The sequence below is a fragment of the Rathayibacter tanaceti genome (assembly GCF_009834165.1).
Classification (GTDB): Bacteria; Actinomycetota; Actinomycetes; order Actinomycetales; family Microbacteriaceae; genus Rathayibacter; species Rathayibacter tanaceti.
Map to the genome: position 1 here is coordinate 167,734 of NZ_CP047186.1, position 25,156 is coordinate 192,889.

Below are 25,156 nucleotides of genomic sequence, written 5' to 3' on the forward strand. Positions count from 1 at the left end.
CACGTCCGCGCGCGGCCGGGCGTGCCGTTGCGGGGCGTGGACGGCGGCCGGACTTGTAGGGTTGCCGATCGTGCACGAGAACGACGCGAGCTCCCCGCCCGGACCCACCGGCTCCGTCGAGCTCAGCACGAACGGTGTCGGTCCGTGGCAGGGCGAGTGGCCCGACGACGAGCGGCTCGATCCGGAGCTGCTCGAACGCGGTGACGCGCGCAACGTGATCGACCGCTTCCGCTACTGGCGGCTGGAGGCGATCGTCGCCGAACTCGACCGCACCCGTCATCCGTTCCACGTGGCCATCGAGAACTGGCAGCACGACATGAACATCGGCTCGATCGTGCGCAGCGCCAACGCGTTCGGAGCCGCGGGCGTGCACATCGTCGGCCGCCGCCGGTGGAACAAGCGCGGCGCCATGGTCACCGACCGCTACCAGCACGTCCAGCACCACGAGACCGTCGCCGATCTGGTGCAGTGGGCCTCGGAGGCGGCGGTGCCGCTGATCGCGATCGACAACGTCCCCGGCTGCGTCCCCCTCGAGACCTTCGCGCTCCCCGAGCGCTGCCTGCTGCTGTTCGGGCAGGAGGGGCCGGGGCTCTCGGAGGAGGCGATCGCCGCCTCCGACGCCGTGCTCGAGATCACGCAGTTCGGCTCGACCCGCTCGATCAACGCCTCCGCCGCAGCAGCGGTCACGATGCACGCGTGGGTGCTGCAGCACATCCGCTTCTGACCGCGGACCCGTGCAGACGCGGCCTCAGACCACCGACTCCGGCGGGAACTCCGACTCGAGCGGCTCGGCCGACAGGAGCTCGTGCACGCCGCTCAGCACCTCATCGGGCCGGAACGGGTAGCGCTCGATCTCGGCCTCATCACTGATGCCCGTCATCACGAGGATCGTGTGCAGGCCGGCCTCGATCCCCGCGACGATGTCGGTGTCCATCCGATCGCCGATCATCCCGGTGTTCTCGCTGTGCGCTCCGATCTTGTTCATCGCCGAGCGGAACATCATCGGATTCGGTTTGCCGACGACGTACGGATCCTTGCCCGTGGCCTTCGTGATCAGGGCGGCGATCGCACCCGTCGCGGGGAGGACGCCCTCGGCGCTCGGCCCGGTCGCGTCGGGATTCGTGACGATGAAACGCGCACCCGCCACGATCAGCCGGATCGCCTTGGTGATCGCCTCGAAGCTGTAGTTGCGCGTCTCGCCGACCACGACGTAGTCGGGAGCGGTCTCGGTCATGATGAAGCCCGCCTCGTGCAGCGCGGTCGTGATGCCCGCCTCTCCGATCACGAAGGCACTACCGCCCGGCATCTGCGAGGCGCAGAAATCGGCCGTCGCGAGCGCGCTCGTCCAGATCCGCTCCTCCGGCACGTGCAGCCCGGAGCCCCGAAGCCGCGCCGCGAGATCGCGCGGCGTGAAGATCGAGTTGTTCGTCAGCACCAGGAACGGGATCCCCGAATCGGTCCACTCCTGAATCAGCTCGGGCGCACCGGGGAGCGCCTTGTTCTCGTGCACGAGAACGCCGTCCATGTCTGTGAGCCAGGCCTCGACTTCACTGCGGTTCGTCGCCATGGGGTCGATGCTATCGGCGCTACCCCGGCCGGAACGGGCCCTGACCGGGGAAGACCGGAGCCGACCCCGCGCGCCGCACTGTGGAGGAGCCTCCGCTGCGTGCCGGACGGCCGGCTCCCAGACCCCCACGAGCGCAGGCGGGTTAGCCTGGGGTCATGAGTGGCGAGAACCTGCTGGGCCCCGAACCGACCCTCCTCCCCGACGAGCCCGCGGTCACCGCGGCCCTCACGAAGCACGCGAACCCGGGAGCAGTCGAATTCGCCGCCCTCGCAGCCGCCCACCCCCGCTCCCCGCTCGCGTGGGCCCTCCTCGCCGACAGCGTCTGGGGCATCGACGCGGCCCTGCCCTCCTACGCGTACGCCCGCGTCGGCTACCACCGCGGCCTCGACCTCCTCCGAGCCGCCGGCTGGCGCGGCCAAGGCCCGATCCCCTGGCGCCACGGACCCAACCGAGGCTTCCTCCTCTCGCTCTACGCCCTCCGGCGCGCCGCCGAATCGATCGGAGAGACGGAGGAGGTCGACCGCCTCACCGCGTTCCTCCAGCAGGCCGACCCGATCGCCATCGACGAGATCGAGCGGTATCACGAGGATGCGTTACCCCCTACCGCCGCCATCGTCATCCTCGGCAGCGATTAGTCGCCGCCCGGGCACGGCGCTCGCGGCGTTGTCGTCGGTCGTCGTAGCGCCGCTACGACTCCCTCCTCCGCCTTGCGATCACCGCACCCGGACGACGACTCATCCCACCCTGGGGTGAGGGGTGGGGCCGTGCGCGTGGCGCACGAGCCGTGGGGGCGTTGTGTGCGTGGGGGCGGGAGCGTGCAGGGGCGAGCGGGGAGGGCTGGCGGGGTCGGGAGGTGAGGGAGGATGGGGGCATGGACGGCGGGGTGGACGACGGGTTTCTGGAGGGGCTCGCGGGGGCGGAGGCGGGGTTTCCGTTCGGGGCGGGGATCCGGGTGTGGAAGGTCGCGGGGAAGGTGTTCGCGCTCGAGTCGGAGCGGCACGGGCGGCCGGTCGTGAGCGTGAAGGCGCTGCCCGAGAACGTGGTGCACCTCGTCGCAGGGGTGGACGGGATCGAACCGGGTTACCACCTGAACAAGAAGCACTGGGTGACGGTCGACGCGGGCGGGATCGTGGAACCGGGGCTGGTCCTGGAGCTCGTGGCGGAATCGCACGCGATCGTCGTGGCGAAGCTGCCGCGACGGCTCCGCCTCGCCCTCGACGGCACAGCCACCGGCGCCATGGACGACGACCGCTGAGACACGACGAAGCCCCGCCCGGCACGCGCTCGAGGAGGAGCAGCGTGCCGCGACGGGGCGACGATCGGACGGCCTGGACCCCGGACGGCCTAGATCCCGTACGACTCGAGGTAGGCGGCGGTATCGCGCCAGCCGTCGACCGCGAAGCACTCGACGCCCATCGCCTTGACGGGGTAGTCGTTGCCGTCCGGGTCGAGGCGGTCGCCGACGAAGATCATCTCGTCGAGGGGGATGCCGGTCAGCTCGGTCAGCTTGTTCATCCCGTACGCCTTGTCGATGCCCTTCCGGGTGATGTCGACCGAGGTGGACCCCCCGGAGCGGACCTCGAGATCGGGGAGGACGGCCTGCACGGCCTCGCGCAGCGTGTTCTTCTTCTCGCCGCCCGGGTCCCACGCCTGCTTCGCCTCCACGGGCGCGGCCTGGCCGAGAGCCGAGAAGGTGATCTGCGAGTCGCGGTCCTCGAGGATCGGCCCCCACGTCTCGGACTCCCAGTAGCCGAGCTCCTTCGCCTTCTCCTCGACGGCGGCGAGGGCTCGCGACTTCTCGTCTTCGGTGAGGTTCTCGGCGTAGATCTGCTTCCAGTCGCCGGCTTCGTAGCGGTAGTACTGCGTGCCGCAGGTCGGCATGAGGTGCAGTTTGGCGAGCACCTCGGGATCAGCACCCTGGAGGCGGTCGAGGACCTGCATCCGGAACTGGCCGATCTGGCCGCCCGAGATGATGCACACCTCGGTCGCCGTGAGCAGCCGCACGAAGAGATCGGCCATCGCCGGGTCGACGGGGGACTTCGACGCGGCGAGGGTGTCGTCGAGGTCGAAGGCCATCAGGCGGGGCAGGGTGCTCATGGAACTCGTTTCACGGTGTGCGGACAGGGCGGTATCGAGGATACGGGGCCGTGCCGGAACTCGCTCCGACCGGTATCAGGACGCGCCGGACGCAGACTGGAGGCATGACAGCCGCCACTTCTCTCGCCGAACGACGTCGTCGCTCCGTCCCGCGCACCCTCGCCCGCATCCTCCTGGGCCTCCTGCTCGTCACAGCGGGCGCCGGGCACCTGACGTTCGCGCGGCAGTCCTTCCAGGCGCAGGTGCCGCCGTGGCTGCCGCTCGACGCCGACCTCGTCGTCGTGGCGTCGGGTGTGGTCGAGATCGCGCTCGGTCTGGCGCTCGTCGTCCTCGCGCGGTGGCGCGTGGTCGTCGGAGTCGTGGTGGCCGCGTTCTTCGTCGCGGTGTTCCCCGGGAACGTGTCGCAGCTCGTCACACGCACGTCGGCGTTCGGCCTCGAGACGGACGCCGCCCGTGCGGTGCGGCTCGTCTTCCAGCCGCTGCTCGTCGTCTGGGCGCTGTGGTCGACCGGAGCGTTCTCGGCCTGGCGGGAGCGGCGCCGGGCCCGTGCGGACCGAGTCTGATCCGTCGGCGGAGGCGATCCCCGGCGCGAACGGCGAACGGCGAACGGCGAACGGCGGCCGACGGGAGACCCGCCGACCGCCGTCCTGCTGCGCCGAGACGCTACGCCGTGCGGCGGCGTCGCGCGATCACCAGCGCGAGTCCCGAGAGCAGCAGCACCAGGGCGCCGCCCGCGAGACCGGCAGCGTCGGAGCCTGTGTCCGCGAGCGAGTCGGGCCCGGCGTCTCCGGCGACAGGGGCCGCTGTGGCGGTCGGCTGCGGCGACGGAGCGATGGTCGGCTGCTCGGTCGGCGCCCCCGGCTCCGAGGGCGCAGGACCACCGGGGATCTCGGCGGCCGGCTCCGTCGTCAGCGACCAGTTCGGGTCGAAGAAGTCGGCCTGGTCGATCACTCCGCGGTCGCTGGACCAGTCGATGAGCAGCTGGCGGATCTCGAGGCGCTCGTCGTAGACGAGGGGAGCCTGCGCGACCGCCGGGTAGCCGCCTCCGCCGCTCTGACGGTAGTTGTTGACCGCCATCACGAAGCGCTCGTCGTCGGCGACGGGCGTGCCGTCGGGGTGGGCGAGGCCGCGGATGCGCGAGCCCGCGGGCTGGGAGACGTCGATCACGTAGTCCAGGCCGGCGATCGCGTCGTAGTTGTAGTCCGGGACCCCATCGGGGCGCTCCGGGGTGGTCGCGTTCGTGCCCGTCTCGGGGTCGAACGCCGCTCCCGGCGCCGTCTGGGTGAAGTAGCGGGCCGAGAACTCGAGGTACTCGCGCACCTCGGCGCCGGTCAGCTCGACTCCGCGCAGGGTGTTCTCGTAGATGTACAGCCCCGCGATGTCGCGGATCGTGACCTGCCCCTGCGGGAACACGGCCGTGCGCGAGAACGGCGACGCCTGCGAGATGACGGGCAGGTCGGCCCACTCGGTGCCCTCGAGGGCCTTGTCGACCGTCTCGGCCTGGACGGTGTTGATGAAGTCGATGATCGGGGTGTCCTCGTAGCGGGACGTCTCCGCCGACAGCTCCTCGAGCGACTGGGCGACCGGCGTGTTCACGTACTTGACCGTGGTGGCGTGCTGCTCGGCGAGCGCGTCGACCACGGCCGGCGAGTCCTCGGGGATGTCCTTCGCGTAGACGGGCTTCGCGACCGGAGCCGCTCCCGACGACCAGTCGACCTCGAGACCGCCCGCGGCGTCCGGCACCAGGTTCAGCGTCACCTCGGTGAGGCCCTGCGCCCAGAACTTCGGCTGAGTGACGAGGACCTTCTCGCCGGCGACGTTCGTGAACATCGTCTCGGGGACGTCCTTGTGGCTGTGGCCGGCGACGACGACGTCGATGCCGGGGACCTGCGTCGCGATGTTGTTCACGACGTCCTCGTTGAGGTCAGCCGGGTCGTAGTCGGCGTCGGCGACGGTGCCCTGCCCCGTGTGTGCGAGCACGACGACCACGTCGGCCTGCTCCTGCACGATCGGGACCCACTGCTTCGCGGCGGCGACCATGTCCTGGAACTCCAGCACTCCGTCGACGTACTGCTTGTCCCACACCCGCACGCCCGGAGTCACGAGGCCGAGGACGCCGACGGTGACCTTCTTCCCGTCGATCTCGCGCTCGATCAGCGTGTACGGGTCGTGGTACGGCTTGCCGGTGGCCACGTCGATCACGTTCGCGCCGAGTAGCGGCGCGTTCAGATCGCCCTCGTAGGCGCTGAGCATGTCGAGCCCGTAGTTGTACTCGTGGTTGCCGACGACCTGGGCGTCGTAGCCGATCGTGTTGAAGGCGGTGGCCATCGGATGCGTCGTCTCGCCCGAGAGGACGCCCGCGGCGCCGTCGCCGAGCCCGTAGTAGTAGGTGAGCGGAGTGCCCTGGATCGCATCGCCGTTGTCCATGACGAGCACCGACTCGTCGCCCTTCTCGGCGCGGAGGCGGTCGACCTCGGTCGCGACGCGGGTGAGGCCCAGCGCGCCGTCGGCGGGGTACGGCGCGTTCGCGAAGTAGTCCCAGTCGTAGACGTGCCCGTGGACGTCCGTCGTCGACACCAGGGTGAGTTCGACGCCGTCGTCGGCGGTGGCGGCCGTCGCGACGGGGGCGGCCGTGACCGCTCCGAGCGCGACGACGGCGAGGAGGCTTGCGGCGCGGAGTCTGCGCATCGTGGTCCTGTTCGCGTGATAAGGGGAGGGTGAGCGTCCTCGAATCTATGCGTCCCGTGTGAACTCCGCGTGACGGGATGGAGAGCATTGCTCGGGGACGGGGACGGGGACGGGGACGGGGACGGGGACGGGGACGGGGACGGCCGGCCGGCGCGCCCCTCCGCTAGAATCGAGCGGCCGGTCGCGCGGATGCGGCATCGACTTCCGCGCCGGCCCGCCCGGCGAACCCTTCATCGGGTCGCACGCCCCTCCGTCGAAGAAGGACTACGCCATGCCAGCCATCGTCATCACCGGCGCCCAGTGGGGCGACGAGGGCAAGGGACGTGCGACCGACCTCCTCGGCAGTCGAGTCGACTACGTCGTGAAGTTCAACGGCGGGAACAACGCCGGGCACACGGTCGTCGTCGGCGACGAGAAGTACGCGCTGCACCTGCTCCCGTCGGGCATCCTCACCCCGGGGGTCGTGCCGGTGATCGCGAACGGCGTCGTCGTCGACATCGAGGTGCTGTTCCACGAGCTCGAGGCGCTGAGCGCCCGCGGCGTCGACGTGTCGAAGCTGCTGGTCAGCGCCAACGCGCACGTCATCACCAGCTACCACCGCACCCTCGACAAGGTGACGGAGCGCTTCCTCGGCAAGCGCCAGATCGGCACGACCGGACGCGGCATCGGCCCGGCCTACGCCGACAAGATCAACCGCGTCGGCATCCGCATCCAGGACCTGTTCGACGAGAACATCCTCCGCCAGAAGGTCGAGGGCGCCCTCGACCAGAAGAACCACCTGCTGGTGAAGGTTTACAACCGCCGCGCGATCCTGGTCGAGCAGGTGCTCGAGGACCTGCTGCAGTACACGGAGCGCCTGCGCCCGATGGTCGCCGACACCTCGCTGGTACTCGCCCAGGCGCTTGACGCCGGCAAGACCGTGCTGTTCGAGGCGGGCCAGGCCACCATGCTCGACGTCGACCACGGCACCTACCCGTTCGTCACGTCGTCGAACGCGACGAGCGGAGGCGCGGCCACCGGCTCCGGAGTCGCCCCCAACCGCATCGACCGCGTCATCGCCGTCATCAAGGCGTACACGACCCGCGTCGGCGCGGGTCCGTTCCCCACCGAGCTCTTCGACGAGTGGGGCGAGTACCTCCGCAAGCAGGGCTTCGAGTTCGGCACCACCACTGGTCGGCCTCGCCGCTGCGGCTGGTACGACGCCCCCATCGCGCGCTACTCCGCCCGGATCAACGGGGTCACCGACTTCGTGCTCACCAAGCTCGACGTCCTCTCGGGCCTCGAGACGATCCCCGTCTGCGTCGCCTACGACGTCGACGGGGTCCGCCACGACGAGGTCCCCGTCTCGCAGAGCGACTTCCACCACGCGAAGCCGATCTACCAGGAGTTCCCCGGCTGGCAGGAGGACATCTCGGGCTGCCGCGAGTTCTCTGACCTTCCGCAGGCGGCCCAGGACTACGTCCGCGCGCTCGAGGCGATGAGCGGCGCGAGGTTCTCGGCGATCGGCGTCGGGCCGGAGCGCGAGCAGGTCGTCGTCCTGCACGACCTGCTCTGACGGCTCAGAGCAGGTGCAGGCCGCGCTCGACCGCGGCGAGGATCGCGCGGTCGACCTCTGGCCACTGCGTGAGCACTTGCGTCGCCGAGAACCGCAGCGTGACGTAGCCGTCGGAGGAGGCGTGCAGATCGCGGCGGCGGTCGTTCTCGACGTCGTGCGTCGAGCGTCCGTCGAGCTCGATGATGAGGCTCCGGCCGATCAGCAGATCGACGCGGCCGACCCCGGGGATCCAGACCTGAGCCCGGGCGGTGATGCCTCTGAGGTGCAGCCGCCAGCGTGCGAGGGTCTCGAGTCCGCTCTGCGAGTCGTCCCGGACGAAGGCGAGTGCGGCCAGGAGCCTCGCGGGGCAGGCGGTCTGCAGCTCGGCGATCGCTCCGGTCGTGAGGAGGCGCTTCTCGAGGGCCGACTCGAGCGCGACGAGCAGGTCCTCGACTCCGACCGAACGGCCGAGCTGAATCAGCGCATGGACCGGCGAGACCCGGAGGCGTTCGTCGCCGGGATGGGCCGCATGCCAGTGCAGGCGGACACTTCGAGGCGCCGCTATACGGGCGGCGTGTGCCTCGACGTGCACATGCAGATGCGGTGAGCGCAGCACCCAGAGGCCGTGCGAGCGGGCGGCGTCGGTCGCGGCCAGTCGGCCTCCGAGCCGGAAGGCGGCGAGCACCTCGGGCGGCAGCCTCGGGGAGGCGTACTGGCCGCGACGGCCGCGGACCAGCCGGCCGTCCCTGACGGCCGCAGCGAGGAGTCGGTCCGTCGCCCCGGCGACGAGCAGGGAGCTGCGTGAGAGGACGCCGTCGTGCACAGCGAGGAGCGAATCGAAGTCCATGCGGTCGATGCTGGCGGAGTCGGTGACTCAGGCCTGGTCGCCGGAGGGCGTTCGGGACGGTCGGACGCCATCGAGCATCTGTGGAGGGGGATCAGTAGGAGCTTCCGTCAACAACGAAGGATGGAACCGATCCCACAACCGAGAACGTGCGGATCGGAGCCCGGCGATTCGAATTCTTCCTTCGTTGTTGACGGGACACCCGGTGCGAGCGCCGGATAATCGGCGCATGCAGATCTACGCCGACCTCCCGTCCGCCCGCGCGCGGCAGATCGTGGCCGACGCCCTCGCCCTCGGTGTCGCCGCGGTGGCCATCGCCGCCGGTCTCGCCGTCGGCTCGCTGATAGCCGGTCTCGCCGAGATCGGTCGTCGGCTCGAGAGCGCAGGAAGCGGCTTCGGGTCCACCATGAGTGACGCCGGCACCACCCTCGGCGGCATCCCGCTGCTCGGCGACGCCGTGCGTGCCCCGTTCGACGAGGCGAGCGGAGCCGGGTCGGTGCTGGCCGCCGCTGGCCGCGACCAGCAGCAGCTCGCGAGCGCGCTGGCGGTCGTCGCCGGTCTCGCCGTGGCCGGACTGCCGCTGCTTCTGCTCGCCGTGCTCTGGCTTCGGCCGCGCCTGCGTTTCGCCCGGCGCACCGCCGCTCTGCGCGCCCTCGGCGCGACCGCCGCCGGCTCGGAGCTGCTGGCTCTGCGCGCGCTCACTGAGGCGACGCCCCGCGAGATCGTGGCCGCGCACCCCGAGGCAGTGCCGGCGTGGCGTCGTGGCGACCCCGTGGCGACCGCCGCTCTCGCCGCCCTCGCGCTCCGCCGCTCCGGACTCCGACCGCGCTGACCACGCGTCAGCCGGCGCCGCGCCGACCGCGGGCCGGCCAGCGCCGCACGGATCACGGCGGATCCGCCGCAGGGATGACGGCGCGGGCACCCGCGGACGACGACGGCGACGTGAGCGCCTCCGTAACGTCGAGGACATGCAGAACCAGACCTCCTCCGTCGTGGCGCGCGTCGAGGGCGTGCGCAAGCTCTACGGCAGCACGCCGCCCGTCGTCGCCCTCGACGACGTCTCCCTCTCGATCGAGCGCGGGGAGTTCACCGCCGTCATGGGACCGAGCGGTTCCGGCAAGTCGACGCTCATGCACGTGCTCGCCGGCCTCGACACCGCCTCCTCAGGCCGTGTGTTCCTCGGCGACGCCGAGATCACTGCCATGGGGGACGCCGAGCTGACCGTCCTGCGCCGCCGCAGCGTCGGCTTCGTGTTCCAAGCCTTCAACCTCGTTCCCACGCTCGACGTCCGCGGCAACATCCGCCTCCCGTTCGAGCTCGACGGCCGCGCCGTCACGACCGAGGAGGAGGCGTGGATCGACCGCCTCGTCGAGTCCCTCGGGCTCCGCGAGCGCCTCACCCACCGCCCGCACGAGCTCTCCGGTGGCCAGCAGCAGCGCGTGGCCATCGCCCGCGCACTCGCCACCCGCCCGCAGCTGATCTTCGCCGACGAGCCGACGGGAAACCTCGACTCGCGCACCGGCCGCGAGGTGCTGACTCTGCTCCGCACGTCGACCCGCGAATACGGCCAGTCGATCGCCATGGTCACGCACGACCCGGTCGCCGCGGCCTACGCCGACCGCATCCTGTTCCTCCGCGACGGAGCCGTCGTCGACGACCGCCGCGGGATGACCGCCGAGGAGATCTCGCGCGCCATGCTCGCAATGGACGGTGCAGCGTGAGCGGCGTGCGCACGGGCACAGCTCAGGGCGGAGGCGCGGTCATCACGGTCTCCGCGCTCGCCGCCGCCTTCGGCGGATTCCTGGTGATGAGCGTCGTCGACATGGTCGCGGCCATGCAGGCCGCCCGGCTGGACGGAATCGAGCAGCTCGCCACGATCCTGTTCGCGGTGGGCTTCCTCCTCTTCGGCATCGCGGTCTACGTCGGCGGTGTCGTCACGGCCAACGCGGTCTCGACGGTCATCGCGGGCCGCACCCGCGAGATCGCCCTGCTCCGTCTGCTCGGAGCCTCCGGACGCGCGCTGCGCGGCGAGGTCGTGCGCAGCGGCCTCGCGCAGGGCGCGATCGGCGCGGCGATCGGGCTGGCCGTCTCGGTCGTGCTGGTCGCGGGCGGTGCCGAGATCGCGATGCTCACCGGCGCCGTCAAGCGCTTCGAGTACCCGATCCTCTCGGTGGGACTCCTGCTGCCGGGGGCGGCCGTGATCGTCGCCTCCGTGATCGCCTCCTGGTCGGGGTCGCGTCGCGTGCTCTCCGTCGCGCCGTCTCAGGCCGCGGGCTCCTCGGCGGAGCCGCGCTACGACGAGCTCCGCGGACGCACGTCGCGCAACATCCTCGCTTCGATCCTCCTGGTCATCGGTCTGGGCCTCCTGGCCACCGGCGTCGTCGTCGGACTGCTGGCGAGCCCCCTCGGGCTGATCCTCTGCCTGTTCGGCGGAATGGCGTCGTTCTCGGCGATCATCCTCGGCGCGCCGGTGCTCCTGCCTCCGCTGATCTCGCTCATCGGACGGGTCTTCGGCCGCGGTCCGGTCGCGCGCCTCGCGGCCGAGAACGCGGTCAGGAACCCGGCCAGGAGCGCCAGGGCCGTGATCGGCCTCGTCATCGGCGTCGCGCTCGTGACGACCTTCGCCGTCGGTGCCGCCACTTTCAGCACCATGATGGGCATGGCCTCGCGGGGCAACCCGGAGCTCTTCCAGCAGGTGCAGGAGCTCGTCACGATCACCACGCTGATCCTCAGCGTCCTGATCGGCTTCTCGGTCGTCCTCGCCACCGTCGGCATGGTGAACACGCTCTCGCTGAGCGTGCTGCAGCGTCGACGCGAGCTCGGACTGCTGCGGGCACTCGGCTTCACGGGGACCCAGGTGCGCTGGATGGTCGTCATCGAGGCCGCCCAGATGGTGATCGCCGCCTCGCTGTTCGGCCTGGTGCTCGGGGTCCTCTACGGCTGGTGCGGAGCGCTCGCCGCGTTCGGCGGAAGTCCCGGGATCGGGATGATCCCGCCGACCGTCCCCGTGCCCGTGGTCGCCGCTGTGGTCGGTGCCAGCATCCTGATCACCACGATCGCCGCGGTGCTGCCTGCCCGTCGCGCCACGACGGTCTCGCCGGTGGAGGCGCTGGCCGTCGCCTGACCGCCTTGCACAGAGAAGGGCCGTCGTCCGGAGGAATCCGGTCGGCGGCCTCTCCGCCGTTCACAGCACCGAGAAGCCTGCGCTGAGGCGTTCGCGCCCGCTGACCGCCATCAGGAACTCCTCCGCCCGGCCCGCCCGCGCGGCCAGCCCGCCGGCCAGCGCGCACGTCGCCTCGACGGCTTCGGCGGGCAGCCCGTGCGGAACTCCGGTGGCTCGGGCCAGGTCGAAGCCGTGCACCACCAGCTCGAGCACCCGGGTGCGGAGGTACTCGGCCAGCTCGATCGCGTGCTCGCCGACGGCCACGAGCCGGCCGGGCGGCTGCGCCGCGATCAGCGCGGAGGCGCGACCCGCCGCCTCCGCCACCATCCGCGCGGTGGTCGCCCAGCAGGCGGCCCGACTCCGCTCCGCGCCGCGCAACCGCGGCCGGATCGCCGAGGTTCCCCGCGAGCGCGCCGTAGTAGTCGAGTGCGTCGTCGATGGTGCGCGCAGGAGGTTCGGGCGCGAGCAGGGCGGTCTCGACCGTCAGTACGGCCCGGGACGCGTGGCCCGCGAGACCGCGGACATCCCACTCGCCCAGCCCCGGCTGCGTCCACTGCTCCTCGCGCACCTGCTCGAGCAGGCGCGCGAGCGCGGCGGCGGACGACTCGAACAGCGCAGCGGTGCTCATGGACCTCATGCTGCCACCCGGCTGCTCCATCCGTCGTCCACACTGGAGGGATGAGTACCCCGCGTCGCCCCGTCCCCGTCCCGCTCGCCGGCCGCGCGATCGTGCTCGAGCCCCTCGCCGCCGTGCACACCGAGCCGCTGCGCCGGGCGATCGTCCGCCCCGAGGTCTTCGCCGGTGGGTACGGAGGCGGCGCGGCCGGCCTGCCGACCACCTCCGAGGACTTCCACGCCTTCGTCGAGCGCTACTACCCGTGGCGCACGGGCATGCCCTACGCGGTGCTGCTCGAAGGACGAGTGGTCGGAACCACCTCGCTCGCCGACTTCGACGAGAACCGAGAGTCGGCTCATCTCGGCTGGACCGCTTACGCGCCCGAGGTCTGGGGCACCGCCGTGAACCCCGAGGCGAAGCGCCTCCTGCTCGGGCTCGCCTTCGACAGCGGCTACGAGCGGGTGAAGCTGCAGGCCGATGCGGCGAATGCGCGGTCGTGCGCGGCGATCCGGCGGCTCGGCGCTGTGTTCGAGGGAATGCTCCGGCACGATCAGCGGCGGGCCGACGGTTCGTGGCGCGACACAGCTGTGCACTCGATCCTGGCGGAGGAGTGGCCGGCGGTCCGGGAGGCGCTCGACCGCCGCATCGAGGAGGCGATAGCGCGCCCTGCGGCGCCCGCGCAACCGCTGACCGGACAGCGGATCCGGGAGTAGGAAGGACGCATGGACCGAATCCATGACGCCGGCAGCTCTGTGCTGACAGGAAGCGCGATCGCGCGGTCGCTGGTGCGCTACGCGGAGGCGCTGGCCATGACCAGGGTTCCATGACCGTCGATATCCCGATCCGTCAGGAGTCGGGGCGGGTGGGTCGCGCAGCGCTGCTGGTCGGTCCGGCCAGCCAGCTGTTCTCGGAGCACGAGGACGACGGGCTCGACGAGTTGCTGGACGAGGAGCTCGTCGAGAGCCTGAACCTGGAGGCTGCTCGCCTGGGTGTCTCGCATCCCGTCGCCGAGGAGGACGAGGGCGCCAGTGCTCCGCACGCGGTCGACGCCGAGATCCCGCGGTTCCACGTCGACGACGAGTCGTGATGTTTCCCGCGGGCTCGGCCTGCCGCGCCGGTAGAGTCGGCACGGACGACCCCGATCGCTTTCTGGCTGACGGGCGTCTTCCCGAACGGAGAACAGCCTGATGGGGCGACTGGTCTACGATTCCACCCTCGAGGCCGATTTCGACGATCGGCTGCTGGCCCACCTGCAGATCGTGATCGGGTCGAAGCTCGCGCGCAACGAGTCGTTCTACTTCTCGTGGAAGGATTCGCAGGCGGTCGGTGACGGGCGCACCTCGATCTGGTTGCATCCCTCGATCCCGCTGCGGTTCAAATACCACGGCGGCCGGGCACCCGCGGTCAACCCCGACTGGATCCGCCAGCTCTTGGCGGACTCTCACACTGCCCACGGTCTGCGGATCAGCGAAGAGCCCCACGGAGCCGCTCGCTCTGCCGAGGAGAACCTCCCGTGAAGCGGGTCGAGATCATCTACGGCGGGGCGCGGTTCAGCCTGAGCGACACGACTGCCGTCGAGGTCCGAGAGAGGGTCGAGCGCGCGTTGGACGGGTCGGCGTCACCCTGGATCACGGTGAATCAGGGCGAGGGGGAGCCGCGGGAGACATCGATCCTCATCACGTCGGGCGTCGCGTTCTCTGTCGCGGACGTCGCGCACTGAGGGCACGGAGCGTCGGAGGGCACGGGCGCCTGAACTCTCGGGTCCTCGCGCGTGGTCCTCGCCTGCGAGGACAGCTCGATGTCGGCGGGACTCTCCGTGGCGCACGAGCAGCTCGGGCGGTCCGGCCGTCGGGGGAGTGCACGTCTCCACGCTCCGCCTCCGCTCTGCCGGGAGCCAGGGGTGGCGCGGAGGCGTGCTACGGATCGGAGCCGGAGGAACGCTCCTCGGCCGAGACGGCGGAGATGACCGCGGCGAGCGTCTCGGGATCACCGAGGATCCGGAAGTGCCCGCCCGTCTCGATCCGCACGTTGACGGCCCCCTCGAGCATGCTGCCCTCGGGGATGTGCGGGTCGAACAGCCCGAACACCGAGGTGATCCGCCCATTCGCGCCGGCACGACTCGACAGCAGCAGGGTCGTCGCGTCGCGCGGCGAGAAGGCGCGGAGGCTCCGCAGGACGAGGTAGGGCGCGTAGCGGGAGCCGCCGAACGGAGTCGCCACGGCCACCATCCGACCGACCCGGCCCTCGGGGTCGAGTTCGGTCATCACGTACTTGCCGATCAGGCCGCCCTTGCTGTGCGCGACGATGACCACGTCGCGGAGGCCGTGCTCGGTGAGGTAGGCCGCCACGTCTTCCGCCGTGCTCGCGACAGGGCGGCCGTTGCGGCCGAGGCTCGTCAGGACGTGCAGCGGATGCCCGTGCTCGTGCAGCGGGTCGATGACCGGGCGGAGGAACGACCAGGTCTCCCAGATCCCCGGGAGGACCACGATCGGCCGCTTGTCGCCGTCGAGGTAGTCATCTGGAGCGCGGCGCGAGAGGAGGCCGCGCACCTGCCAGGCGACGGCGTAGGCGTAGTCGCGGATCCACCAGACCGCGTCCCGCACCAGGCGCCGAGGGCGGCTCATGCGACCGGCTCCGGGCACGCAGGCACGGGCGCGACGGGCGTCTCGCCGAGCGCGGCGGCGAAGCGGAGGATCTCGCGTGCGAGCGCCTCCGGCTCGGTCCGCGGGACGACGTGGCGCGACTGAGCGAATTCGACCCAACCTCCCTCTCGTGCCTGCGCGGTGAGGCGCTCGCACCAGCCGCGGGTGGCGATCGGATCGTCGCGGCCGCGCACGACGAGGACCGGCACCTCCAGCTCGGCGACATGCTTGAGCACGGGGTGCCGCAGCATCTCGGGCAGCTGGCGCAGGTACCAGCGGACGCCTCCGCGCAGGTAGTCGGCCAGCAGGAGCGCATCCACGCCCGCCGGTTCGCCGAGGCAGTCGCGCAGGAGCGCCAGCCCCTGCCTGACGGCGCCCGGGCGATCCGGGTCGACCACCGGTCCGATCAGCACCGCTCCGTCGACCAGCCCGGGCGCGCGCAGGCCCAGCTCGACCGCCACCTGCGACCCCATCGAGTGCCCGACGACGACCGCGCGCGAGACGCCCAGCCCGAGGAGCACCTGCTCGACGTGCCGCGCGTGGTCCTCGATCATGATCCTCCGCCGCGGACGCCGGTTGGCGCCGAAGCCGGCCAGGTCGACCCCGATCACGCGGCCGTGCCGCTTGAGCCGGGCGGCCAGCGGGGAGAAGGTGTGGTGCGACATCCCGATCCCGTGGATCAGGACGAACACGGCGTGCGCCCCGGCCGGCCCGGTGTCGACGGTGCGCAGCTCGACACCGTCGACCTCGTGTCGCACGGGGAGGACGCGGGCGGGCGGTGTCGGCAGCATTGTCCCAGGCTAGGGATCGGCGGCCCGGCCCGCGCGGGGATGCGCCCGCCTCCGCCGTGGTCTCGGCGGTATCGGCCCTGGGGAGGAGCCTCTTCTCCTCCTCCAGTCGGCGCAGCAGCTCGAGCTGTGCCGCCGGCACCCGGGCCTGGAGGTGGTGCGCGTAGGCCAGCGGCATGAAGCCGTTCGCGGGCGGGCCGGGCGCCAGCCCCTGCAGATGCGCGAGCAGCGCTCCGCCGCCTCCGGGCCGGCGAGCCCGAGCACCTCGGCGTTCTCCGTCAGCAGCCGCCGCGTGTCCTGGTCGAGCACCTCGTCTCCTCCCGGTGTCCGGCACCGTACCGCCCGACCTGTCCGCGAGCCGGCCCGCGCCGCCGGCCCGCGCCGCCGGCGCCGCGATGTGTCGCCGCTCCAGGGCGGGAGCGCCCGGCCGCTGTCAAGCGGCTCCTCCCCGGCGGCGCCCCTGCCTAGCCTCGAGGAAGGGCCGGCGCGCGCCGCCCGCGGAGGGATGACGACATGCGGATCGCGATCGTCGGGGCGACCGGCAACCTGGGGACGGCGCTGCTGCGGCGCCTGCACGGCGAGGCCGGTGTGGAGGAGGTCGTCGGCATCGCCCGCCGGGCCCCGCGACCGCACTCCGAGGAGTACCGCGGCGTGCGCTGGGTCGAGGTCGATCTCGCGTCGAGCGAGGCGCCGCGCCTGCTCCGCGAGGCCTTCGCGGGGATGGACGCCGTCGTGCACCTCGCCTGGGCGCTGCAGCCCAGCCACGACGAGCCGTTCCAGCGTCTGATCGATGTCGGAGGCACCGCGGCAGTTCTCGCAGCAGCAGCCGTCGCCGGAGTCGGCCAGATCGCCGTCGCGTCCTCGGTGGGCGCCTACAGCGCGGCGTCCAAGGCGATCCGGGTCGACGAGGACTGGCCGACCGGCGGTCTGCACACCTCGACCTACAGCCGGCACAAGGCGGCGAACGAGCGGGCCATGGACGCGTTCGAGGCCGAGCATCCGGGGATCGTGGTCACCCGCCTGCGCCCGGGACTCGTGTTCCAGCGCGGCGCAGCGACAGAGATCGCCGGACTGTTCGCCGGTCCGCATTACCCCACCCGGTGGCTGAGGGCGCTCCGGGCGCCGGTGCTGCCTCTCCCGCGGACGCTGATCTTCCAGGCGGTGCACGCCGACGATGTGGCGGACGCGTTCTGGCGGGCTCTCGATCGGCGCGCGGGCGGTGCGTTCAACATCGCGGCCGAGCCCGTCCTCACTCCCGAGCGGCTCGCGCGCGCGTTCGGTGCGCGCCCGGTGACGGTGCCCTTCGGGCTCCTCCGCTCGATCATCACCGCGACCTGGCACCTCCGGCTGCAGCGGACGGACGCCGGCTGGCTCGACATCGCCGGCAACGTCCCCGTGATGTCGACGGAGCGGGCGCGCGCCGAACTCGGCTGGACGCCGAACCGCACGGCGGAGGAGGCGCTCGCCGAGCTCGTCGCGGGTCTCGCCGACCGCGCGACGGTGGCGGGCTCGCCTCCGCTGCGCGGGTAGCCGAGGCGAGCCCTCGACTCAGCTCTGCTCGTTTGCCACGCGGATGAGGACCTTGCCGGTCGCGCCCTGCTCGACCGCGTCGTGTGCGGCGGCGGTCTGCTCCAGTGGGAACCACGTCAGCGGGAGTCCCGCCTCCTCTCCCACCGGCAGGGCCCGGTCCGCGAGCGCGGCGGTGATGTCCTCCGCCGCTGCCTGCAGCGCCTCCTCGCCGACGGTGTAGAGCAGCAGGCCCTGCCAGCGGGCGTTCTTGACGAAGCCGGCGACGATCGGCACGGTGAACTCGTCACCGTTGTTGTTCGCGTAGTAGGCGATGCTGCCGTGGTTCGCGAGCACCTCCACGTCGAGCGCAGCGTTCTGCGCCGGCGCGACCTCGACGATGTGCTCCACTCCGTCCGGAGCGAGCTCGCGGATGCGGTCGGCGAGAGCACCGTCGGGGTACTGCAGCACGTGCTGCGCGCCGGCGGCCCTGGCCAGGCGCTCCTTGGCGTCGCTGCTCACCGTCGCGATCACGGTCGCGCCCGCCCACACCGCGAGCTGGACTGCGGCGTGCCCGACGGCTCCCGCACCGCCCTGGACCAGCACGGTCCGGCCGGCGAGGGCGCCGGGCGAGAGCCGGGACGGCCCGTGCTCGTGCACGGTGAGTGCGCGGTGGGCGGTCATCGCGGGGACGCCCAGACTCGCGGCGACCTCGGTGCCGATGCCGTCGGGGAGGCGCACGACGTGCTCGGCGAGCAGCACCGTCGACTCCTGCGCGGTACCGGTCGGGCGTCGATGCGCCGAGAGGTACATCCACACCCGGTCACCGACCGTCAGGCCCTCGACGCCCTCGCCGACCGCGTCCACGACTCCGGCACCGTCCTGGTTCGGAACCACCTCGTCGAAGGCGAGCTCGCCGTCGGCACGAGCCTTCCAGTCGGTCGGATTCACGCCGGAGGCGAGGACGCGGACGCGGACCTCACCGGCCCCCGGGGATTGCGTCTCGCGGTCGACGAGGGAGAGGACGGAGGAGTCACCGGTGCGGGAGTAGACGATCGATCGCATACCGAGGCCAAGGAGTACGCACTGCCCGGTATTCCCTCCGGAGGCGGGGCGGAGGACGTCCCGCGTCGGAGCGGCCGACCGGACCGGCATCCAGCGTCGCGGCCTACGGCGGACGTCGCGGGCCGCCTATCGTGACGGTCGCTCAGATCGTGCTCTCGGGGTGGGAGACGGAGACAGGGGGAACCCATGCGAGTCCGGTTCGATGCGGAGACGGCGGCGGTGCTCTCCTTGCGGCGGCGGGGCATGGCGACCGAGCTCACCCATCAGGGAATGGAGCGGCAGGGGGCGGTGGTCGATGTGCAGACCGCCTTTGGTGAACGTCGTGGGGGGCGGAGCGCGGGCGGTCCGCGCGGCTGTCGCGACGGTACTGCTGATGGTTGTGCTCTGCGGCTGCGGGGCCAGCGGAGGAGGGGGCGCTGCGGTGGATCGTCGGGACGCGGCGGGGATGACTCGGTCGGAGGTGGCCGAAGTGAGTCTGGAGGAGGAGTTCGAGTCGAATGCGCAGCATGACGTGCAGCCGGACGAGCTGTTGCGGGATGCGCAGTTGCGGATCGGTGACGGTGTGTGGTGGCGAGACCGTGCCGGAGCACGGATTCAACGGCGGTGTGGGTGGTGGTCTCCCCGGGGGCCCGGGCGAGAACAGTTGTCACGTGACCTGCACTCGCATCATTCAGCCTCCTGGTGCTCATGGTGACCTGGCCGACCTGGACCCGATGCTGGCGTTCGTCGAGGAGCGGGGTGGGAGTACGTCATCCGCGAGTATCCGAAGAGCGCTGAGTTGTGGGGGATCACCGGCGACGGCTATCGTCCTCCGTTCCTGATTCAGGAGAGCGGCCAGTACTCGATCGAGGTGTACAGCGAGTCCCGTTCCCGCGTTGGGATGCGCCGGTTCATCCTCGGGGGCGCCAGTGACGCACGGACGGGCGGTGGGGCGAGACGCCCACCGCCCGTCCGTGCACGGTCGCCTACGACTGCGCGTCCTCCTGCACGGCGTGCTTGGCCTCGCGCGCCGAGTCCTGCACCTCACCGGCGGCGGAGGAGCCCGCCTCCTTGACGTTCTGGGCCGCGTCCGTCGCGGAGTCCTTGACCGCGGCGAACGCCTGCTGCGCGGGCTCGCGGAGCTCGCCCGCCGCCTCCTTCGCTGCATCGGTCACCGTGTCGACGACCGGCTGGACCTGCTCCTTGACGCGGCTGGCCGCCTCCTTCTCCCCGCTCGTCGCGGGGATCAGCGAGGCCACGAGCAGGCCGGCGCCGAAGGCGATCAGGCCCACCGCGAACGGGTTGCCCTCTGCCGTCGACTTCGCCGAGCCGGCTCCGCTCGAGAGCGAATCGGAGGCGTCATGCGCCGAGCCCATCACGCGATCGCGGACCGAGCCCACGGCCGACTTCACCTTGTCGGTCTGCCGCTGCGCGATCGCGCTCGGGCTGACCTTCTCGGCCAGCGCGTCCACGTCCCCGCCGAGCTCGGAGCGGGTGCGCTCGATATCGGCCCGGATCTCCTCCGGCGTCTTGTTCTGTCCTGCGTCGTACGTCATCGTCGTGCCCCGTTCGGCTTGAGGGTGTCGGGAATCTTCTTGAGTGTGTCGACCGTCTCGGGTACACCATCGACCTGCTTCAGGCTCCGGCGGCCGACGGCGAACAGGATCGCGGCCACGACGCCCCAGATCACCGCGACGACGACGCCAGACCAGCCGTTGCCGATCAGCGTCCCGAGGCTCCACCAGAGGGCGATCGAGAGGAAGAGCACGGCCATCAGCGCGGCGTAGCCGGCTCCGCCGAGCAGGCCGGCTCCCTTGCCCGCCTTGCCCGCGGACTCCTTCAGCTCGGCCTTGGCCAGCGCCATCTCCTGGCGGATCAGGGTCGACAGATCGCGCGAGACCTCCCCGAGCAGATCGCCGAGCGATGTCGAGCCCGCGCGTTCATCCGGAGTCGGCTCCGAGGAGCGGGGGACGCCAGGGACGCCACTCACGGCCGGGAGCCGTTCGGGAGGGAAGTGTCGCCGAGCGACGTTCCCAGCGGGTCCGGGATCGGCTCGGTCGGCTCGTAGTCGCGTTCGAACGAGCTCGATCCGACGGTGCCGTACGCCGAGGGGGCGGGGGCAGCGAACTCGGGACCGTCGGTCCGAGCGCTCTGAGCCTCCTTCTCGTCCTTCGCCTCGGCGGTCAGGGCGCGCAGGAGGCGGCCGCCGACCAGGCCAGTGGCTGCGGCGATCAGGATGAAGGCTCCCGGGCGGCGCCGGGCGAATGACCGCACGTCGTCGAGCAACTGCGACGGGTCGCGCTCCTCGAGCCACTGGGCGACGGCTCCGTCCGACAGCGCGACTCCCGCCACCTGATCGCGACCGCGAATACTGCCAGCTCGGCAGGGCGCCGAGCAAGCCCCCCGGTGTGTTCAGGCGGCGAGCAGTCAGCGGTCCTACGGTCGTGCCATCGATCAGCGAAGGAGGCACCACCATGGGGCTCGATGACAAGATCAAGAACGCCGCTCAGGACATCGCCGGCAAGGCGAAGGAAGCGATCGGCGACCACAAGAACGACGAGAGCCTGAAGGCCGAGGGCCAGAAGGACCAGGCCGCGGCCTCGGCCAAGAAGGTCGGCGAGGACGTCAAGGACGTCTTCAAGTAGGTCTCGCGGGACACGACGGAGGCGGCGCTCCCCAGGGGGGGCGCCGCCTCCGTCGTCGTTCAGGAGCGGAGGGGGACGGCGACCCGGTCGGCGACCGCGCGGTTGAGGCGCAGCGGGGCGCGGTGTCCCCACGTGCCCCAGCGCCACAGCCACTCGAGCGGACCCTGGCTGAACGACCGGAGCCAGAGTGTGCTCGCCACCCATTGAGCGACGAGGATGACGGCGACCGTCGAGAACAGTGGCACCCACGACGTGCTGTGCGGGAAGTCGAGGAGCGCGTTGGCGCCGAGCATCAGCGGCGCGGCACTGACGTAGTTGGTGAGCGCCATCCTGCCGAGCGGGCTGAAGGCCGCCTCGAGGACTCGCGAGGCCCGGGTGGTCATGATCAGCGACACCAGCGAGGCGTAGACGCCGGCTGTGGCGAGACCGGCCGGCGCGGACGCGACGTCGAACCCGGAGTTCTCGATCGCGCTCGCCTGCCAGAGTGCGAGCGGGACGGCGAGCAGGCTGAAGGCGATCAGGGCGATGCCGGATCCGCGCCTCGAGCGGCCGAAGGCCGTGACGACTCCGTAGCGGGTGAGCGCAGAACCGAGGAGGAACAGCCCCGGGATCAGGGTGATGCCGCCGCCGGTGACCGCGAGGCTCCCCCCGAGAAGGGCGACGGCCGCCACCGCGACGGCCCACCGCGGCAGCCAGGTGCTGGGCAGGAGGACGACGAGTCCGAAGAGCGCGTAGGGCAGCAGCGCCGAGCCGGGCTGCAGCATCTCGAAGGGGATGCCGATGGCGAGCAGGAGGAGCAGCCTGCGCAGCAGAAGGAGTCTCGGCCGCTGCGCCCGACGGGAGGCCGACTCGAGGAAGATCGAGAAGCCGATCCCGAACAGGAGCGAGAACAGCGGGAAGAACCGCTGTTGGACGAGGAGCTGCAGCCACCCGCTCGGATCGGCGAGGGTGTAGGGGCCGGTGACGTCCGACTCGGCGCCGAAGTGCGTGAGCGGTCCGATGTTGACGAAGATGATCCCGCACAGCGCGAGACCGCGGAGGACATCGAGCGCCGCCACTCGACCTCTGATGATCGGGGGGCGGTCCTGGGACTGACTGGTGTGCACGGTGGGTGGCCTCTCAGAGCGCGGCCCGGCTCTCGGGCAACTGCTTCGATCCCATCGTCGAGGAGCGGCGCCGACCGGGCATCGGCCGTTCGGCCGGTCTCGTCACGGGGACGGAGCAGCCGCGTCAGGGCCGGAGGAGGCCCGAGCTCCAGGCCCACGCGGCGATCTCGACGCGGTTGCGGGCCTCCAGCTTGGTTTGCAGGGCCGAGAGATGGGATTTGACCGTTCCGAGCGAGATGAAGAGCGCCGCGCCCACCTCGGCGTTCGTGAGCCCGCGTCCGACGAGTTCGGCGACCTCGATCTCGCGCGGTGTGAGCTCGGGATGCAGGGTGCTCGCCGTCCGCGGCGCGAGGTGCTGCAGCAGGCGCACGGTCACCGACGGGCTGATCAGCTGGTCTCCCGACTGCGCGGCCCGAACGGCCTGGACGAGCAGCCCCGGCCCGGCATCCTTGAGGAGGAACCCGGAGGCGCCGGCGCGCAGCGCGCCGTAGACGTACTCGTCGTCGTCGAAGTTCGTGGCCACCACCACCTTCACCGGGACCCGCGCGCGGGGCCCGGCGAGCAGCTGAGTGAGCTCGAGGCCGTCCATGCGCGGCATGCGGATGTCGACGATCGCGACGTCCGGGGCGAGCCGCTGAGCCACCTCCAGCGCCGTCAGACCGTCGTCGCACTCGCCGACGACGTCGATGTCGGGCTCGGCCGCGAGGATCCTGACGAGCGTGGACCGCACCTCGGCATGATCGTCGGCGACGAGGACCCGGATGCTCATCGCCCGACGTCCAGAGGGATCGCGGCTCGGATCGCCCAGGTCGCTCCGTCCGGTCCCGCCTCGAAGCTGCCGCCGAGGATCCGGGTCCGCTCGCGCATCCCGAGCAGGCCGAGGCCCGCCGAACCGGGCACGGGGTCGCTGCCCGGTTCCGCTTCCAGGGGACTGACCACGCGGACGTCGAGGACTCCGCCGCTCTCGGTGACGGACACCTCCAGCCAGGTGGCGCGCGGGGCGTGCCGGGAGACGTTCGTCACCGCCTCCTGAACGATGCGGTGGACCGCGGTCTGCACCTCGTCCGGCACGTCGGTCGGGATCCGCTCGATGAGACGGGCCCGGCCTCCGGTGGATGTCGACTCCCAGTGCTCCAGGAGCGGCGGCAGCTCCGACAGCGCGGTGCCGCCCAGCTCGGGATTCTGCTCGACACCGCTCGCCCGCAGTGTCGACACCCAGCGGCGCATCGCCACGAGCGCCTCCGATCCCGCGGCCTCCACCCGAGCGAGGTCGTCATCGAGTCCGGAGGGCGATCCGTCGAGAGAGCGCCGTGTGGCCTGGACCATCAGGATCATGCTGGTCACTCGGTTCGTGAAGTCGTCGTGGAGATCGCGAGCGAGGCCGTCGCGCTCCTCCTGGGTCGCCACGGCCAGGGCCAGCCGACGCTCGCCGTCCATGTTGCGGAGCACTGCTCCTGCCGCGAGAGCGCATCCCGAGGCCGCGATGAGGAGGACGACGAAGACGGGGGCGTCGGAGGAGAACGCGCGGAGGGGGAGGCAGACGACGGCCACGGTGATCAGCGCCGCCTCCGCCCACCCCCGGCGGCCGTTCACCCGGCGGGAGGCGGCGGCGACGAGCACGAGCAGTACGAAGCACTCACCGAGTCCGAAGGATCCGGAGGACCCGGAGACCACCGCCAGACCGGTCACCACGGCGGTCCCCGCGAGCGACAGCAGCCCGACCGTCCACGTGCCGACCCGGCCGAGCAGCGCGAGCGTCCCGAGCACGACAGTCGCCACGAAGACGAGCCGCGCCGCGGGCGAGGGGGAGAGGGCGAGATCGACGAGCGTCAGCAGGACCGCGCCGACCGTGTAGACGGTCCATTCCATCCACCGCGGATGCCTCCGCTCCGCCCCCGGGGGCACGTCGGCCACGGCCGGCACGGGCTCCCGACGCGGTCTCCGCGACGCGCTCAGGCGTCCGTCACGGGGGCGGGGCGCGGCGTCACCTCCGGCTGCTGCCGGTGCTCGGCGCTCCAGCTCGCGAGGAGCTTCAGCGAATCCTCGGACCCGCTGCCGGGCTGTGCGCTGTAGATGAGGAAGTTGAGGCCAGGATCGGCCATCAGCTCGAGTGCCTCGTAGACGAGGTGCAGATCGCCGACGACCGGGTGGTGGAAGTGCTTGTCGCCCGTCGCATGGTGTCGGACCTCGTGCGCGCCCCACCGGACGCGGAACTCGTCGCTGCGGGTCGAGAGCTCGCCGATGAGGTCCTGCAGCCCCCGGTCGTGCGGGTCGCGGCCCGCCTCGGTGCGCAGGATCGCCACGTTGATGTCGGCCGACATGCTCCAGTCGGGGTAGAACCGCTCGGACTGCTCGCGCTGCAGGAACGCGTACCGCGCGAGGTTCACGGGACGCTCCGGGCGTGAATAGACGTCGGAGTAGAGGGCGCGGAACAGGGAGTTCTCGGCCAGGACGTCCATCCGCCCGTTGCGGACGAACGCCGGCCCGGTGGTGACGGCGTCGAGGGCGAGCTGTACCCCGGGCCGCACGCTGACCGGACCGCGGGGCCGACGAGCGGCACGGAGGGGCGATTCGTTCGCGGCTGCCGCGAGGTCCCGGAGATGCGCGCGCTCCGCGGTGTCGAGTCGCAGCGCGCCCGAGACGGCCTCGAGCACGCTGGCGCTGACACCGGTCAGCGACCCGCGCTCGACCCGCGAGTAGTACTCGACGCTCACCCCCGAGAGCAGGGCGACCTCGCTCCGACGCAGGCCCGGCACGCGACGCTTGCTCCCGCCGGGCAGCCCGACCTGCTGCGGCGTCACTCGTGCGCGGCGCGAGACCAGGAAGTCTCGGACCTCTTCGCGATTGTCCATGCCTGTCACCGTACGGCGCGGCCCGGATCCGTGGGGTGTTCTGTCAGGACACCTCCCAGCAGTG

Annotated in this window: 30 protein-coding genes; 15 read left to right on the top strand and 15 right to left on the bottom strand. The window is 71.6% G+C overall.

Annotation, left to right across the window (positions count from 1 at the left end):
* The first annotated feature begins 70 nt into the window (after nucleotides 1-70).
* Nucleotides 71-724: a TrmH family RNA methyltransferase gene (locus tag GSU10_RS00725; RefSeq protein WP_068213504.1), complete on the top strand. Its 654-nt coding sequence runs from the start codon at nucleotides 71-73 to the stop codon at nucleotides 722-724.
* 24 nt (nucleotides 725-748) lie between these two features.
* Here GSU10_RS00725 and GSU10_RS00730 read toward each other — a convergent pair whose 3' ends face one another.
* Nucleotides 749-1,567 carry an HAD-IIA family hydrolase gene (locus tag GSU10_RS00730; RefSeq protein WP_068213500.1) on the bottom strand — a complete coding sequence of 273 codons (819 nt, stop codon included), beginning with the start codon at nucleotides 1,565-1,567 and terminating at the stop codon, nucleotides 749-751.
* 155 nt (nucleotides 1,568-1,722) lie between these two features.
* Here GSU10_RS00730 and GSU10_RS00735 point away from each other — a divergent pair, with 155 nt between their 5' ends.
* Both GSU10_RS00735 and GSU10_RS00740 read left to right on the top strand, forming a co-directional pair.
* Nucleotides 1,723-2,202 carry a DUF3151 domain-containing protein gene (locus GSU10_RS00735; RefSeq protein ID WP_068213503.1) on the top strand — a complete coding sequence of 160 codons (480 nt, stop codon included), beginning with the start codon at nucleotides 1,723-1,725 and terminating at the stop codon, nucleotides 2,200-2,202.
* Nucleotides 2,203-2,438: 236 nt separating this feature from the next.
* Nucleotides 2,439-2,822, top strand: coding sequence for an MmcQ/YjbR family DNA-binding protein (locus GSU10_RS00740; protein WP_068213675.1), 384 nt, complete (start codon nucleotides 2,439-2,441; stop codon nucleotides 2,820-2,822).
* Nucleotides 2,823-2,911: 89 nt separating this feature from the next.
* Here GSU10_RS00740 and GSU10_RS00745 read toward each other — a convergent pair whose 3' ends face one another.
* Nucleotides 2,912-3,664: an HAD-IIB family hydrolase gene (locus GSU10_RS00745; protein WP_068213673.1), complete on the bottom strand. Its 753-nt coding sequence runs from the start codon at nucleotides 3,662-3,664 to the stop codon at nucleotides 2,912-2,914.
* Between the two features lie 104 nt (nucleotides 3,665-3,768).
* Here GSU10_RS00745 and GSU10_RS00750 point away from each other — a divergent pair, with 104 nt between their 5' ends.
* Nucleotides 3,769-4,227 (top strand): DoxX family protein, encoded by a 459-nt coding sequence (locus GSU10_RS00750; RefSeq protein ID WP_068213670.1) that lies wholly within the window; start codon nucleotides 3,769-3,771, stop codon nucleotides 4,225-4,227.
* A gap of 100 nt (nucleotides 4,228-4,327) precedes the next feature.
* Here GSU10_RS00750 and GSU10_RS00755 read toward each other — a convergent pair whose 3' ends face one another.
* A complete protein-coding gene (locus tag GSU10_RS00755) occupies nucleotides 4,328-6,352 on the bottom strand; it encodes a bifunctional metallophosphatase/5'-nucleotidase (RefSeq protein WP_132504680.1) in 2,025 nt (674 codons plus the stop codon).
* Between the two features lie 271 nt (nucleotides 6,353-6,623).
* On the opposite strand from GSU10_RS00755, the gene GSU10_RS00760 reads away from it, so the two are divergent.
* Nucleotides 6,624-7,907, top strand: a complete 1,284-nt coding sequence (locus GSU10_RS00760; protein ID WP_068213524.1) for an adenylosuccinate synthase — start codon at nucleotides 6,624-6,626, stop codon at nucleotides 7,905-7,907.
* Between the two features lie 4 nt (nucleotides 7,908-7,911).
* On the opposite strand, the gene GSU10_RS00765 is transcribed toward GSU10_RS00760, so the two are convergent.
* Nucleotides 7,912-8,733: an endonuclease domain-containing protein gene (locus tag GSU10_RS00765; protein WP_068213522.1), complete on the bottom strand. Its 822-nt coding sequence runs from the start codon at nucleotides 8,731-8,733 to the stop codon at nucleotides 7,912-7,914.
* Nucleotides 8,734-8,959: 226 nt separating this feature from the next.
* On the opposite strand from GSU10_RS00765, the gene GSU10_RS00770 reads away from it, so the two are divergent.
* The 3 genes from GSU10_RS00770 (at nucleotide 8,960) to GSU10_RS00780 (ending at nucleotide 11,854) form a co-directional block, all read left to right on the top strand.
* The gene (locus tag GSU10_RS00770; RefSeq protein WP_132504682.1) at nucleotides 8,960-9,562 is read left to right on the top strand and encodes a hypothetical protein; all 603 of its coding nucleotides are present in this window, start codon (nucleotides 8,960-8,962) and stop codon (nucleotides 9,560-9,562) included.
* 136 nt (nucleotides 9,563-9,698) lie between these two features.
* Nucleotides 9,699-10,451: an ABC transporter ATP-binding protein gene (locus GSU10_RS00775; protein WP_068213589.1), complete on the top strand. Its 753-nt coding sequence runs from the start codon at nucleotides 9,699-9,701 to the stop codon at nucleotides 10,449-10,451.
* Nucleotides 10,448-11,854: an ABC transporter permease gene (locus GSU10_RS00780; protein ID WP_068213585.1), complete on the top strand. Its 1,407-nt coding sequence runs from the start codon at nucleotides 10,448-10,450 to the stop codon at nucleotides 11,852-11,854. The genes GSU10_RS00775 and GSU10_RS00780 overlap by 4 nt, the downstream gene beginning before the upstream one ends.
* A gap of 60 nt (nucleotides 11,855-11,914) precedes the next feature.
* Here GSU10_RS00780 and GSU10_RS00785 read toward each other — a convergent pair whose 3' ends face one another.
* Nucleotides 11,915-12,220, bottom strand: a complete 306-nt coding sequence (locus GSU10_RS00785; protein WP_132504684.1) for a DinB family protein — start codon at nucleotides 12,218-12,220, stop codon at nucleotides 11,915-11,917.
* A 7-nt stretch (nucleotides 12,221-12,227) separates the two neighbouring features.
* On the opposite strand from GSU10_RS00785, the gene GSU10_RS00790 reads away from it, so the two are divergent.
* The 5 genes from GSU10_RS00790 to GSU10_RS00810 all read left to right on the top strand — a co-directional run bounded on the left by GSU10_RS00790 (nucleotide 12,228) and on the right by GSU10_RS00810 (nucleotide 14,229).
* A complete protein-coding gene (locus GSU10_RS00790; RefSeq protein ID WP_132504686.1) occupies nucleotides 12,228-12,575 on the top strand; it encodes a hypothetical protein in 348 nt (115 codons plus the stop codon).
* Entirely contained in the window at nucleotides 12,572-13,222 is a 651-nt protein-coding gene (locus GSU10_RS00795; protein WP_068213261.1) for a GNAT family N-acetyltransferase, read from the top strand. The genes GSU10_RS00790 and GSU10_RS00795 overlap by 4 nt, the downstream gene beginning before the upstream one ends.
* A gap of 110 nt (nucleotides 13,223-13,332) precedes the next feature.
* The gene (locus GSU10_RS00800; protein ID WP_068213264.1) at nucleotides 13,333-13,596 is read left to right on the top strand and encodes a hypothetical protein; all 264 of its coding nucleotides are present in this window, start codon (nucleotides 13,333-13,335) and stop codon (nucleotides 13,594-13,596) included.
* A gap of 100 nt (nucleotides 13,597-13,696) precedes the next feature.
* Complete coding sequence (locus tag GSU10_RS00805; protein ID WP_068213266.1) at nucleotides 13,697-14,026, top strand: DUF7882 family protein; 330 nt, start codon at nucleotides 13,697-13,699, stop codon at nucleotides 14,024-14,026.
* Nucleotides 14,023-14,229 carry a hypothetical protein gene (locus GSU10_RS00810; RefSeq protein ID WP_068213279.1) on the top strand — a complete coding sequence of 69 codons (207 nt, stop codon included), beginning with the start codon at nucleotides 14,023-14,025 and terminating at the stop codon, nucleotides 14,227-14,229. Before GSU10_RS00805 ends, GSU10_RS00810 begins: the two co-directional genes overlap by 4 nt.
* A gap of 196 nt (nucleotides 14,230-14,425) precedes the next feature.
* Here the strand turns inward: GSU10_RS00810 and GSU10_RS00815 are convergent, their stop codons facing one another.
* Together GSU10_RS00815 and GSU10_RS00820 are read right to left on the bottom strand one after the other, a co-directional pair.
* Nucleotides 14,426-15,133 carry an esterase/lipase family protein gene (locus tag GSU10_RS00815; protein ID WP_068213282.1) on the bottom strand — a complete coding sequence of 236 codons (708 nt, stop codon included), beginning with the start codon at nucleotides 15,131-15,133 and terminating at the stop codon, nucleotides 14,426-14,428.
* Nucleotides 15,130-15,942 carry an alpha/beta fold hydrolase gene (locus GSU10_RS00820; RefSeq protein ID WP_068213285.1) on the bottom strand — a complete coding sequence of 271 codons (813 nt, stop codon included), beginning with the start codon at nucleotides 15,940-15,942 and terminating at the stop codon, nucleotides 15,130-15,132. The genes GSU10_RS00815 and GSU10_RS00820 overlap by 4 nt, the downstream gene beginning before the upstream one ends.
* Nucleotides 15,943-16,452: 510 nt before the next feature.
* On the opposite strand from GSU10_RS00820, the gene GSU10_RS00825 reads away from it, so the two are divergent.
* Entirely contained in the window at nucleotides 16,453-17,469 is a 1,017-nt protein-coding gene (locus tag GSU10_RS00825; protein WP_068210087.1) for an NAD-dependent epimerase/dehydratase family protein, read from the top strand.
* A gap of 18 nt (nucleotides 17,470-17,487) precedes the next feature.
* Here the strand turns inward: GSU10_RS00825 and GSU10_RS00830 are convergent, their stop codons facing one another.
* The 4 genes from GSU10_RS00830 to GSU10_RS15380 all read right to left on the bottom strand — a co-directional run bounded on the left by GSU10_RS00830 (nucleotide 17,488) and on the right by GSU10_RS15380 (nucleotide 20,841).
* Complete coding sequence (locus GSU10_RS00830) at nucleotides 17,488-18,510, bottom strand: NADPH:quinone reductase (RefSeq protein ID WP_068210090.1); 1,023 nt, start codon at nucleotides 18,508-18,510, stop codon at nucleotides 17,488-17,490.
* A 965-nt stretch (nucleotides 18,511-19,475) separates the two neighbouring features.
* Nucleotides 19,476-20,045 (bottom strand): DUF3618 domain-containing protein, encoded by a 570-nt coding sequence (locus GSU10_RS00835; protein ID WP_068210095.1) that lies wholly within the window; start codon nucleotides 20,043-20,045, stop codon nucleotides 19,476-19,478.
* Nucleotides 20,042-20,479: a phage holin family protein gene (locus GSU10_RS15375; RefSeq protein WP_068210098.1), complete on the bottom strand. Its 438-nt coding sequence runs from the start codon at nucleotides 20,477-20,479 to the stop codon at nucleotides 20,042-20,044. Before GSU10_RS15375 ends, GSU10_RS00835 begins: the two co-directional genes overlap by 4 nt.
* Nucleotides 20,476-20,841, bottom strand: coding sequence for a hypothetical protein (locus tag GSU10_RS15380; RefSeq protein ID WP_068210101.1), 366 nt, complete (start codon nucleotides 20,839-20,841; stop codon nucleotides 20,476-20,478). Before GSU10_RS15380 ends, GSU10_RS15375 begins: the two co-directional genes overlap by 4 nt.
* Nucleotides 20,842-20,963: 122 nt before the next feature.
* Between GSU10_RS15380 and GSU10_RS00845 the strand changes: the two genes are divergently transcribed.
* Complete coding sequence (locus tag GSU10_RS00845; RefSeq protein WP_068210104.1) at nucleotides 20,964-21,134, top strand: CsbD family protein; 171 nt, start codon at nucleotides 20,964-20,966, stop codon at nucleotides 21,132-21,134.
* A gap of 59 nt (nucleotides 21,135-21,193) precedes the next feature.
* On the opposite strand, the gene GSU10_RS00850 is transcribed toward GSU10_RS00845, so the two are convergent.
* From GSU10_RS00850 to GSU10_RS00865, 4 genes are all read right to left on the bottom strand, one after another.
* On the bottom strand, nucleotides 21,194-22,192 hold the full coding sequence (locus tag GSU10_RS00850) for a DUF418 domain-containing protein (protein ID WP_241972897.1): 999 nt from the start codon (nucleotides 22,190-22,192) through the stop codon (nucleotides 21,194-21,196).
* A 172-nt stretch (nucleotides 22,193-22,364) separates the two neighbouring features.
* The gene (locus GSU10_RS00855; RefSeq protein ID WP_068210107.1) at nucleotides 22,365-23,009 is read right to left on the bottom strand and encodes a response regulator; all 645 of its coding nucleotides are present in this window, start codon (nucleotides 23,007-23,009) and stop codon (nucleotides 22,365-22,367) included.
* Nucleotides 23,006-24,109 (bottom strand): sensor histidine kinase, encoded by a 1,104-nt coding sequence (locus GSU10_RS00860; protein ID WP_132504688.1) that lies wholly within the window; start codon nucleotides 24,107-24,109, stop codon nucleotides 23,006-23,008. Before GSU10_RS00860 ends, GSU10_RS00855 begins: the two co-directional genes overlap by 4 nt.
* A gap of 83 nt (nucleotides 24,110-24,192) precedes the next feature.
* On the bottom strand, nucleotides 24,193-25,092 hold the full coding sequence (locus GSU10_RS00865) for a helix-turn-helix domain-containing protein (protein ID WP_068210114.1): 900 nt from the start codon (nucleotides 25,090-25,092) through the stop codon (nucleotides 24,193-24,195).
* Nucleotides 25,093-25,156: the final 64 nt, after the last annotated feature.